This is a genomic window from Telmatobacter bradus (assembly GCF_048629425.1).
Classification (GTDB): Bacteria; Acidobacteriota; Terriglobia; order Terriglobales; family Acidobacteriaceae; genus Telmatobacter; species Telmatobacter bradus.
In genome coordinates, this window is the sequence record NZ_CP184532.1 from 3351473 (window position 1) to 3363229 (window position 11757).

The 11757-nt window shown below is 58.2% G+C and carries 6 protein-coding genes and 2 tRNA genes; 1 reads left to right on the plus strand and 7 read right to left on the minus strand.

The genetic code is table 11. The annotated features are described in order from the left end of the window. Positions 1-436: 436 nt before the first annotated feature. The 3 genes from glmS to purS all read right to left on the minus strand — a co-directional run bounded on the left by glmS (position 437) and on the right by purS (position 5393). Positions 437-2320 (minus strand): glutamine--fructose-6-phosphate transaminase (isomerizing), encoded by a 1884-nt coding sequence (gene glmS / locus ACOBR2_RS13795; protein WP_420236696.1) that lies wholly within the window; start codon positions 2318-2320, stop codon positions 437-439. A gap of 110 nt (positions 2321-2430) precedes the next feature. Beyond that, positions 2431-4872: an ABC transporter permease gene (locus ACOBR2_RS13800; protein ID WP_420236697.1), complete on the minus strand. Its 2442-nt coding sequence runs from the start codon at positions 4870-4872 to the stop codon at positions 2431-2433. 275 nt (positions 4873-5147) lie between these two features. Continuing rightward, the gene (gene purS / locus ACOBR2_RS13805) at positions 5148-5393 is read right to left on the minus strand and encodes a phosphoribosylformylglycinamidine synthase subunit PurS (protein WP_420236698.1); all 246 of its coding nucleotides are present in this window, start codon (positions 5391-5393) and stop codon (positions 5148-5150) included. 121 nt (positions 5394-5514) lie between these two features. Between purS and ACOBR2_RS13810 the strand changes: the two genes are divergently transcribed. Continuing rightward, positions 5515-6063, plus strand: coding sequence for an inorganic diphosphatase (locus ACOBR2_RS13810; RefSeq protein ID WP_420236699.1), 549 nt, complete (start codon positions 5515-5517; stop codon positions 6061-6063). 220 nt (positions 6064-6283) lie between these two features. On the opposite strand, the gene ACOBR2_RS13815 is transcribed toward ACOBR2_RS13810, so the two are convergent. The 4 genes from ACOBR2_RS13815 to ACOBR2_RS13830 form a co-directional block, all read right to left on the minus strand. Beyond that, positions 6284-6358: transfer RNA gene (locus tag ACOBR2_RS13815), tRNA-His, on the minus strand. Positions 6359-6467: 109 nt separating this feature from the next. Next, positions 6468-7418 (minus strand): metallophosphoesterase family protein, encoded by a 951-nt coding sequence (locus tag ACOBR2_RS13820; RefSeq protein WP_420236700.1) that lies wholly within the window; start codon positions 7416-7418, stop codon positions 6468-6470. A gap of 204 nt (positions 7419-7622) precedes the next feature. Continuing rightward, positions 7623-11105 carry a carboxypeptidase regulatory-like domain-containing protein gene (locus ACOBR2_RS13825; RefSeq protein ID WP_420236701.1) on the minus strand — a complete coding sequence of 1161 codons (3483 nt, stop codon included), beginning with the start codon at positions 11103-11105 and terminating at the stop codon, positions 7623-7625. Positions 11106-11652: 547 nt separating this feature from the next. Beyond that, positions 11653-11746 (minus strand) — tRNA-Ser (locus tag ACOBR2_RS13830). Positions 11747-11757 lie beyond the last annotated feature (11 nt).

Below are 11757 nucleotides of genomic sequence, written 5' to 3' on the forward strand. Positions count from 1 at the left end.
GACGGGTGAACGGGCAATACTTTTACGCCGCCGTATGACGGTTTGGACTGCGTATTTAACCACTGCACCTCTATATTCAATTCAGGAACTTGAGCATGGACGCCTGGCGGTGAAAACCAGACTGTGCCTGATAGAGCGGCTCTGCAAGCGGTGTTGCCCTTGGCAGCATGGTCTTTGGATATCGCAATTGGAGAACTGCTTCAGTCTTGAATGTCATGTCATTCTTGTTTATAAAAAGAGCCCGGGAACGACCATCTCCTATGCTCTTGCCCACCCCCTGTGTCGTATTGCGCGAAATAGATAACTATCCAATTTCTCGTCTATAAAAATTACGCTGAAAAAACGGACGGGAGCCTCCATCAGCGAGGCTCCCGTCCTACTCTGTTCCTTAAAAGTACTTTTATTCTTCGAGCTACATCCTTACGCGCAGATCGCCCTACTCCACGGTGACGGATTTGGCCAGATTGCGCGGCTGATCCACGTCGCAGCCACGGCGGACGGCGATGTAGTAGGAGAGCAGTTGCAAGGGAACAATCTCGATGAGTGGCGAAAGCAGCTCTGGAACCTCGGGAATGCTGATCACATGCTCCACCAGCGAAGCGATCTTGTCGTCGCCCTCCGTGGCGATGGCAATCACGCGGCCGGAACGCGCCGTGACTTCCTGAATGTTGGAGAGCGTCTTTTCGTAGCGCAGCACACTGGCCGGATCATTTCGGTCGCAAGTGACCAACACCACTACGGGAAGATTTTCGTCAATCAACGCATTGGGGCCGTGCTTCATCTCGCCTGCCGGATAGCCCTCGGCGTGAATGTAGGAGATTTCCTTCAGCTTGAGCGCGCCTTCGAGGGCAATCGGGAAGTGAATGCCGCGACCCAAGTAGAGGAAGTCCTGCGCGCTTGCAAAGCTGGCCGCCAGCTGTTCGCACTGCGCCGAACGTGCACGCAGCACCTCTTCAATCTTGGCGGGCAGCTTGCTGAGCTGCTCAATCAACGCAATGGAGCTTTCCGCGTCGATGCGGCCACGCAACTGGCCCAGCTTGAGCGCCAGCAGAAACAGCGCGGTCAGCTGCGCGGTGAAGGCCTTGGTGGAAGCCACGCCAATTTCAGGACCGGCATGCGTATAGATGGAACCATGCGCCTCGCGTGCCACCATCGCATCCACCACGTTGCAGATGGCCACGGTCTTTGAGCCGAGGGCGATCATCTCGCGCTGTGCGGCCAGCGTGTCCGCCGTCTCACCCGACTGCGTAATCAGCAGACCGAGTGCGTTGCGATCGGGAATCGGATTGCGATAGCGGTACTCACTGGCATAGTCCACATCCACCGGCAGACGCGCCAGACGCTCGATCATGTACTTGCCGGCCTGACCTGCATGCCAACTGGTGCCGCAGGCGGCAATGTTAATGCTCGAAGCCGAGGCCAGTTCTTCATCGGAGATCTTCATCTCGTCCAGATAGACCTTGCCGGAATCCAGCGAGACGCGGCCCATGGTGGTATCGCGAATGGCGCGCGGCTGCTCCCAGATTTCCTTGAGCATAAAGTGCTTGTAGCCGCCCTTTTCCGCCTGAATTGGGTCCCACTGAATGCGCGTGATTTTGCGCTCGACCGGATTGCCGTCAAAATCGGTGAGCTTGACGCCATCAAGGGTAAGAACGGCCAGATCGCCATCGGCCATGAAGTAAACATTGCGCGTGTGCTGCAGAATGCCGGGCACATCGCTGGCCACAAAATACTCGCCTTCGCCCACGCCAATGATGACCGGCGGTCCGAAGCGCGCCACCACAATCTTGTCGGGCTCGGCGGCCGAAAGCACACCCAGAGCGAATGCGCCCGTGAGCCGCTTAACGGCGCGGCAGACGGCGGCTTCCAGCGGCAGCGTTTCGCCCGTGGCGGTCGCGTCCTTTTTCACCTGCTCGATCAGGTGGGCAATGATCTCGGTGTCGGTCTCGGTGACAAACACATGGCCCTGCGCGGTGAGTTCCCGCTTCAGTTCCAGATAGTTTTCCACGATGCCGTTGTGCACCACCACGATCGAGCCCGTGCAGTCGCGATGCGGATGGGCGTTCTCTTCCGTGGGACGGCCATGCGTGGCCCAACGGGTGTGGCCAATGCCGAAGGTGCCTTTGAGCGGGTGCTCACGCAGCACTTCTTCCAGGTTATGCAGCTTGCCTGGGGCGCGCGAAACCTGCAGGGTGACGCATCCGGGCGCGCCCACGGCAATGCCCGCCGAGTCGTAGCCGCGATACTCCAGCCGACGCAAACCCTCAACAATGACAGCAGAAACATTCTTCTTTCCGACGTAGCCTACGATTCCGCACATGCAGTGATTGTAAGGGATCGGCCGTCGGTTCCGCGTGTGCAAGACCCGGGGAATCCGAAAGATCATCCCCATTTCTGGAGCGCCGGGCGGGTAACGATTCCCACATTCTGTTACTGCTCCCGCAGGGCGCGCATCGGCTCCACGCGAGCAGCGCGGCGGGCGGGCAGCAGCGTGGCCAGAGCGCCGAGCAGCAGCAACAACAACACCGTTGTGAAGGCAACCAGCGGATTGTAGGGGCTGGTCTGATAGAGCTGGCTGGCGATCAGATGGCCGCAGGCAAAAGCCAGAATCAGCCCCGCCGCCAGGCCCAGAATCACCGGCTGCAAGCCCTGCCCCAGCACCAGACGATAGAGGTCGCCGGTCTGCGCTCCCACGGCGCGGCGCAAGGCCATCTCACGCTCCCGCTGGGCCACGGAATACGCCACGGCGCCGTAAACGCCCAGGCCTGCCAGCAGCGAGGCCGCCACGGCAAAGAGCAGCACCAGCTGCATAGCGAAGCGCGCCGTTCCGGCGGCATCACCGGCCACGCCGTCGAGCGTGCGAATGCTGGAAACCACTACGCCGGGATCAAGTTGCTGCACCGCCGCGCGAATTGCGTCGGCCACGCTTCCTGCAGGCAGTTGCGTACGCACCACCATGCCTGCACTCGGATCGGCGCGGTACCAGTACGGCACGTAGACCATGGGCGGATCGGCTTTGGCAAGCGCGATGGTATGGGCATCGGCCACCTCGCCAATCACCGTGAACGGCTCGTCACTGCCCGCCCGAATCAATTGCCGACCCACCGGATTCTGCGCGCCAAAGGTCGAGTGCGCCATGGTGGCTGTAATCACAGCCACGTTCTTGCCTTCGTCACTGGCGCTCAGCGTGCGACCCGCGATCAGCGGCATGCGGATCGACTCCAGATAGCCCGGAGAGATCCAGCGAATGTGCTGCATAGGAAGCTGGGAAAAGTTCAAGTGCTGATTTGGCAGGACAAAGGAATCTACCCAAAAATCCCCATCGAGCGGCAGCACGCTCACCAGACCGGCCGACTGCACGCCGGGCAAGCTGGCCACACGCTCCACCAGCCGTTTGTAAAAGCCGTTGCGGATGTTGCCGTAGGGATAGCCATGGATTGGGAGGTGAATTTTTACTGTCAGCGCCTGCGCGGATTGAAAGCCTCGCTCGGCATGCAACAAGCGCAGCAGGCTGGTGGTCAGCAGGCCCGCCACCAGCAGCAAAGCTACACTGGCCGCCACTTCGCCCGCCACCAGCGCGGAACGCAGCCGTTTGCTGGAGCGAGACTCCGAACTGGTGCGCACATCGGCCCGCAAGGCGTTTTGCGGAGCAGCCCGGCTGGCCATCCAGGCCGGAACCGCACCGGCCAGCAGCATGGAAACGAGCGCGGCGGCGATGGCGCAGGCCGCACCCGCCCAATCCACATGCAGAGGGCCTCGGAAGTCGAGCGCGGCGGGCAGATGGCTTTGCAGAACGGGCAGCAGCGCCTCGGCCAGCAGCAGACCCATCAGGCAGCCCGCGGCGGAGAGCGGCGCAATCTCCCGCAGCGAGGCCGCCATCAAGGAACGCGCATCCGCGCCCAGCGCGGCGGCAATCGCCAGTTCCTGCCGACGGCCGAGCGCCCGGGCCAGAAACAGATTAGCCAGATTGACGCAACCCACCAGCAGCAAACCCGCCACGGCCGCCAGCAGAATCATCATCGGCTTGTGATTATCGCCCACCAGCAGCATCTGCAGTGGAGTCATGTCCGCCGTCAGCGTAACTTTCAGATCCCCCGGGATCGTCTCAACGATGCGCTGCTCCAGCGAATCAATCTCGGCCAACGCCTGCCCCTGGCTGACTCCGGGCTTCAGACGACCCAGGCAGAAGTAGTTATAGTCTCCCATTTGCTCTGCCAGTTGATCGGCGTTAAAGGCCATGGGAATGATCGCCTGCGGCAGACCGGAGTGGGTGACTTCGGTGCCGGGCATCAGTTCCAGGCTGGGCAGATGAAAATCGCGCGGCATTACGCCCACCACCGTGAAGGGAAAACCGCTTAAATAGACGGTTTTACCCACAATCTGCGGGTCAGCATTGAACTGCCGCCGCCAAAGCTCATCAAGCAGCACGATCACATGCTCGTGCCCCGGCTGGTCATCGCTGGCAGTCAGCAGACGGCCCTGCGCAGGATGCGCCCCGAGCACGGAAAACAGCCCCACCGTGGAGCGCAACACCTGCGCCTGCAGCGGCTGGTTGCCCGATCCCAGCGGTATGAACTCCACCTTCATGGCCGCCATCGACTCAAAGCTGTGCTGATTGCGCTGCCAGAAGGCAAAATGATTGGCCGAAACCGGCAGCCGCGGGAACTGCGCCTCCATCTCGGCAATGTGCTCTTCGACGGCGATCAGCCGATCCGGCTGCGCATAGGGCAGCGGCTTGAGCAGCACATCGTAAACCAGCGTGAAGATGGCCGTGGTAGCACCAATGCCCAGCGCCAGCGTACACAGCGTGGTGAAGGCAAAGCCGGGCGACTTGCGAAGCTGACGAAGACCAAAACGCAGCGAACCAAGCACGTGAACTCCTGACAGCCGGTGGGCTTATTCAGTACAGAAGCAATCGACCGGCCAAAGCCAGAAAAGATCAAACTGTTTAAAAAAATAATGGTTTGCTAAAAATCTCCCAGTACTTTTCTCTTGTCCACTGTCCGGAAACGGCGAACACTGTCCGATTCCGGTCAGCCGAAAACAGAAAAAGGCGGAGCCTGCACTGGGCAGGATCCGCCTTCCTCAAAAATCAGAGACACACCACGCGACAGCCGCCCTACATCCACGACCGTCGGATCGAGAAACTAGCCCTCGATCGTGTAGGTGTACTCCTCGATAATCGGGTTGGTCAGCACTTCCTTGGCGATGCGCTCCACCTGGGTGCGCGCTTCATCCGTGCTGAGCCCGTCGGCCAGCGTGAGTGCGAAGTATTTGCCCTGACGCACTGCGGTCACATCCGCGTAACCGATCTTGCGCAGAGCGTTCTGGATGGTTTGGCCCTGGGCGTCCAGGACCGAGGTCTTCAGTGTGACGTAAACGTGCGCCTTCATTGATTCAATTATAGTCGCTGTTGGCCTCTGGCGGGTACAATGACCGCAGATGGGTCCCCGCCGGCTGACGATCGAACGTCAGAGCGGCATTTTGCCATTCCCCAAGGAGATCGAACGACCAATGATCAATTATCTGGAACTGCCGATAGGCGAACGCGCGCCCGAAATCTTTCGCGCAGTCATCGAAATACCCAAAGACAACACCAATAAATTCGAGTACGACAAGCAGTTACACGTATTCAAGCTGGACCGTAACCTGCACTCTCCCGTTCATTATCCAGGCGACTACGGCTTCATTCCTTCCACGCTGAGCGACGACGGCGACCCGCTGGACGTTGTGGTTCTGGTGCCCAGCCCCAGCTTTACCGGCTGCGTACAGGAAGTTCGTCCCATCGGGCTGCTCGAAATGCTCGATCAGGGCGTACTCGACGAAAAAGTGCTGGCCGTGGGCAACAACAATCCGCGTTTTACCAACATCTGGAACTACACGGACATCTACCCCCACCTGCTCAAGGAAATCACTCACTTCTTCTCGATCTACAAGGATCTGGAAGGCAAGCGGGTTGAGGTCAAGGGCTGGCATGACGCCGCCTACGCCCGCGACCGCGTGATCTACGCCATGAAGCAGTTCGAAAAGAACAAGCAGAAACCGCTGCTCGAAGCCAAGTAACGCCAAATCTGCAGCGAACTACCAAGTTACTTTGCCTCTGTCCTTTGCTGGCAGAGGCAAAGTTGTATTGCTTCTGGAAAGCCCGGCATCTCACCCACAGCAACGTTATCGCCAGTAGACTTCCACGCGCAGCTTTTTCATGTGCGCGAGAAAACTTTGGTCTGGTTGTGCTGGATTGCGCTACGGGAGGGATGGTACTTGTAAGTTGTTGATTTTATGATGGGGCGGCTAGAGGGGATCGAACCCTCGACATCCTGAGCCACAGTCAGGCGTTCTGCCACTGAACTATAGCCGCCATCAACTCTTTGATTGTAGCAAAGAACGGCTCAGGCTCCAACAGAGCCCTGTGGAACGCTCCTGCAAAATCCATTGCGCCCCACGGGCTCATTGTGTCTGCGGAAAGGTCAGCTCTGCTGGTAGGGCTTGGCGTAGTGCGTGCTCCACTCCACCAGTTCCTTATTCAGCCACCGGTAGCCGCCGGTCTGCGAGTCAATCTCCAGCAGCATCGTGGCGTTCTGATCGTAGCGGGTGGCGGCCATGATGTAGTGCTGCGGTCCATAGGCATGCTGGTAGTCAATCCATTTGTGCACATGGCCGGTGACGACCAGTTGCACCGTGTCCTTGTACTTTTGCAGCAGAGAATGCAGGCCGAACTCCTTCACCTCGGTGGGCTGAATGGCGAGGAGCGGATAGTGGGTGAAGAAGTAGGTCGGTTTGCGTTCGGCAAACTGCGCTTCCAGCCACTGCAACTGGGGTTCGCCAAGCGATCCGATGCCCGGATTGAAGTCCGCAGCGGTGCGATCCTGCGTGGAACCGAGGAAGTTGTTGCCGAGCACGAAGCGCACGCCCTTGTGATCGACCACCGAGTAAGGATCGGCGTTGAATTTGGCCTTGAAGAGACGATGGCTCATGGAGCGATCGACCGTCTTGACGGCGTAATCGTGATTGCCAAAGACCAGATGCACCGGCATTTTGAAGCGGTCAGTGATGGCCTTGGCGTTGTCGATCCGGGTCGTGTTTTTGAAGTAGAAGTCGTAGTCGGTAGAGGGGTAGTTATGGAAGTAATCGCCCAGCACGAAGACCTTGTCAATGGCGGGCGTCAGCGAGTTGATCATATCGCGGGCGATTGCCAGCCGTTCCGCGGAGTGCAGAATGCTCTCGTTATCTTCCGCGCCGTTTTCCGATCCTTTTACGTAAAAGTTATCGATGATGTGGGTATCGGAAACCAGAGCGATATAAAATTTGCGGCCGGTGGGATCGACGGGGACCGTGCGCGCCCAGAGTGAGCGGGTCAGCCCGGCGGCGAAGGCAGCAGCGGCAATGGAGTTGAACTTGCGGCGGGTAAGAATGCTCATGGGGACCTCGATTCAATTGTATGAGACGAGCCAAGTTTGACGGTGGGGGGGATTCTTGCCTTCTCTTTCAGGGAAAGAAAGTAGAGGTGCAGAACGCCCATATCTGGTTCGGATGCGTTGCAGAAAAATCCGGGAACCATGCCCGTGTAAAAGCATGGTCCCCGGAGAAGTCCCGGCAGGTTCGCCCGGGGCTCATTGCTGCAGTTAGAAGCTGATCTTGCCTGCAATCTGGAACTGGCGGGCAGGAAAGGCTGAAGTGATGGAACCGAAGCTGCTGGAGCTACGGCTGGAGGTAGGTGCCGCGTAGTTGACCTTGTTCAGCGCATTGAAGGCTTCGCCGCGCAGATCCAGCTTGGTGCGGCCCAGCAGATCGAAGCTCTTGTGCAAGCCCAGATCTAACTGGTTGAAGGTCATGTCGCGCAGTGAATTGCGGCCGGCGTTGCCGTAGGGCTGGTTGGCGCTGGTCGGATTCGTGACGTTGGTCGAGCTCAGGTAGCCGGTGAGCGCAGTGCCGGTCTTCACCCAGTTCTTCTTGGGCGCGATCGGGTTGCCACTCACGTTAGGACGCTGCACCAGCAGTGAGCTGAGGGTGTAGGCGGCCGAGGGGCTGTAGTAAAGGTTGACGGGCGAACCGCTGGTGTCGGTGTTGACGGCGGTCACCTGCCATCCGCCGATCACGCGATCAAGCGTATTGGAGATGTGACTGGCAAAGGCTTTACCACGGCCAATGGGCAAGTCCCATACCGCGCTGAGCGTTTCGTTGATGGGCTGATTGTAGGCCGACTGGCCGCTTTCACCCTTGAGGTTGGCTAGGTTGACGCGCGAGGTGTCACCGTTGGGCGTATCCAGATGGCCAGAAGCGTTGTCGATGGCGTGCGACCAGGTAAAGGAGTTCACCAGATAGAGGCCGCCAGAGAAGCGGTGCTCGAACTTGGTCTGCAGGCCCTCATAGCGGAGGAAGCCGGCAGGAATCGACTCTTCAATGATGTAGAAGCTCTGGTAAGGACGACGGGCCTGCACACTGAGCGTACCGCCGCTGGCGTTGGCAGTGGCCTGGTTCAGGTCAGCCAGCGCCCAGATGTGTACACCATGCTCGCCCACATAGCTAACCGTCAGCACCGAGTTATGCAGTAGTTCACGCTGCACGTCCAGATGCCAGCTCTGCACGTAGCCAGTAGGAATGTTCTTGGGAATGTAGCGCACTTGCGAGTTCAGCGTGCTGTAGTTGCTGCTGGAAACAAAGTTGCTCGGGTAACCCTGAGCCACCGTGCGGTAGCAGCCACTATAGTTATCGCCCGAGCAGAGACTTTCGCTCGTTCCCAGGCTGGCAACAGCGTTGGGTGCAACCTGGGTGACGCTGGTGTTGATGATGTAGGGACCGTTGTAAGCCAGCAGATCCTCGCCGCCTTCGCGGTTGAACTGGTCATAGCTGATGCCATAAGCAGAGCGGACAACTGTCTTCGGATTGAGCTGATAGGCGAAGCCGAAGCGCGGAGCAAAGTCCAGCTTACGCATGTTGATCAAGGAGCGGTTGTAGAGCGAACCGCCAGAGGCCTGAATCATCGAAGTCGAGGTGGGATCGAAGTTGGCCAAGTGATCGCCGTCCACATACTGCGGCGTAGCCAGTTCGTAGCGCAGACCGGCGTTGATGGTCAGCTTGGACGAGACGCGGAAGTCGTCCTGTGCGTAGAAGTGGCTCATCCACTGGTGGTAGTTGACGACGCGGTAGTTGTTGAGCTGATAGGTATCGCGCGCGCCCAGCAGGAAGTCGGTCAGGTAAGCAGCTTCAGCCGCGCCGGTATCGCTGGTGCCACCGCCATTCTGGCTGAACCCTTCGTTGAAGGTTTCCGCGCCGTAGACCGGGTTGAAGTCGTCAATCTCGGTGTTGATCGACAGATATTCCCAGCCGAACTTGAGGCTGTGATGGCCCTTCTGCCAGGAGTAGTTGACCTTGGGATTGATGACGAACGGGTTCTGGAACTGCGGATTCGAGGTCTGCGCGCCAAAGGTCGAGAAGTCCTTCACCGCTTCGTTCGAAAGCCGACGGATGACATTGGAATCGGTGGGCAGACCGGTGATGCCGGCCTCGGTGTTCAAGCTCTGCTGACCATACAGATAGGGCGTCTTGCCACCCTTGGTCCAGGTAAAGCCAATACGGGCGTCGATGGCAGAATTGGTGCTTAAGAAGTGGGTAAAACCTGCCGCCAACTGCTTGTTATAGGCGTGAATGGTGCCGTTGCCGCCATCGCCAGCGTCGCCAGGAATGGTGGAGGCATCCACGATGTCGCCATGGTGATTGGAGAAGCGGCCAAAGACGGTGGTCTTGTCGCTCACGGTGTAGTCAACGCGGCCATCGCCCTTGTTGTCGGTCAAATAGGCCTTCGGGAACCAGGCGTAGTTATTCGAAAACCCAGAGATCTTCGGTGCAGGAAGCGCATTCATCACCAACGTGGCCAGCGGCGTCCAGGCAGTTTGCGGAACTGCCCCAGCATAGGTTGTTACATTCGTGCTGGTACCGGCGAGAGGGTTGCGCAGCGGAACCGCTGTGCCAGCCAGTGCCGCCGTAGCCGTGGTATCACCCTTGTAATAGAAGTTGCCCTTACGCTGATCGGCGTTGGGCACGGTGGCCGTGGTGTACTGGCCCTGCACCTGACGGTTGCCTTCATAGTCGGCAAAGTAGAACAACTTGTTGTGCAGGACTGGGCCGCCGATTGCGCCACCGAACTGATTGCGGATCAGAACCGGCTTCTGGGACTTACCGGTAAGCGCACTGGTGGGCGCTGCGAACGGACCTATAGAGTTGAGCACCGTGTTGCGGTGATACTCCCACACGCGGCCATGCATCTGGTTAGTGCCGCTGTTGATGGAAACGTTCATGACCGCACCCGAGGCACGGCCAAATTCGGCGCTGTAGTTGTTGGTCTCAGCGCGGAACTCGTTAATCGCATCCGGTGAAGGAGGCATTGCCTGATTCGAGAAGCCCTGATTGGATGTGCCGTAGGCGTTGTTGTCCAGGCCATCGAGCAGGAAGTTGTTGAACTCGGAGCGCTGCCCGTTCACGTTGTAAGAGGAATCGCGGCTGGTGACCGTCTGGTTTTCCAGAATGTTACGACGTACACCAGGAGCCAGCGCCATCAGATCGCCATAGGAGCGGCCATTCAGGGGCAGATCATGCACAAGGGTTTCAGCGACGGTGGTACCGTTGCTGCTGGTTTCTGTTTCCAGCGCGTCTGCTTCGCCGGAAACAGAGACTGTTTCCGTCACGCCACCCGGCTTGAGTATCAAATCAATACGCTGGCGGGAGTTCACATCCGCATGAAACGGCGCGGACTCGGAGTCAGAGAAGTTGTTGGCCGAAGCACGAACCTTGTACTGGGCGGCGTGAACGTCGACAAACTCAAAATGGCCTTCGCCATCGGAGGTTCGCACGACCGAAATGCCGGTGGCGACGTTCAGCAGAGTGACGCTGGCATTGGAGATGGGCGCGCCCGAGCTGTCACGGACGTAACCCAGCACCGAGGCTGTTTCAAACTGAGCCTGGGCCGCAGTTCCGGCGATGAGCCAAAAAGCCGCCAGAACAAGGGAAAAGCCGAGGCAAAACAATGAGGGGAAGGAATGTTTCTGACGCTTGCTACACGTGTGCAAGCGATCGAGAGACGCAACTGGCTTCGAAAACAGAGATGGCATGAAATTCTCCAGGTAATCCCTGAGCCATTTGAGATCGCAGCAAAAGCCGCAAAACACCTTCAAGTAGGGTGAACCTACTTGTCCGGGACAGTTTGAACAGCAAACTGCCTGACAGACGATCGCAAACTGGCCCAAGGGGGGACTTGGTTATGGGCCTGCGAAAACAGAATGAATTCGCAGGACTGACGCTGCTGAATCCATTCCTATCAAGTTGATGTAAAGCTCCGGTTAAGAAAATACGTGGGAGGGTAGAACTTACAGAACAATATCCTGCGACCATACTCGTCGTTTGCCTACCGCACATCGCTGTAGGCAATACGGATATACATCGGCCATGACGGCCTGAATCCGACACCCATTGCGCTATACGAATATTTTTACTGACAGAAAACATCGGGCAGGCCAGGAATGAAAATTCACCCGCCAAGACAGCCAAAACTCTGGTTTGTCCTGGACAACGGTGACCCAAGAAAACATAAAGCCTAGCTTTTGCTAGGCTTTACATAAATCTTTTGGATTTGTCAGATCCCCATGGAATGGGTAATTCTGGCGGAGAGAGGGGGATTCGAACCCCCGATAGAGCTTTTAGGCCCTATAACGGTTTAGCAAACCGCCGCCTTCAGCCACTCGGCCATCTCTCCGCGCTTTCGTG

Coding starts and splice junctions, on each gene's coding strand:
- glmS (WP_420236696.1), bottom strand. CDS start 2,320: ATGTGCGGAATCGTAGGCTACGTCGGAAAGAAGAATGTTTCTGCTGTC.
- purS (WP_420236698.1), bottom strand. CDS start 5,393: ATGAAGGCGCACGTTTACGTCACACTGAAGACCTCGGTCCTGGACGCC.
- ACOBR2_RS13810 (WP_420236699.1), top strand. CDS start 5,515: ATGATCAATTATCTGGAACTGCCGATAGGCGAACGCGCGCCCGAAATC.
- ACOBR2_RS13820 (WP_420236700.1), bottom strand. CDS start 7,418: ATGAGCATTCTTACCCGCCGCAAGTTCAACTCCATTGCCGCTGCTGCC.
- ACOBR2_RS13825 (WP_420236701.1), bottom strand. CDS start 11,105: ATGCCATCTCTGTTTTCGAAGCCAGTTGCGTCTCTCGATCGCTTGCAC.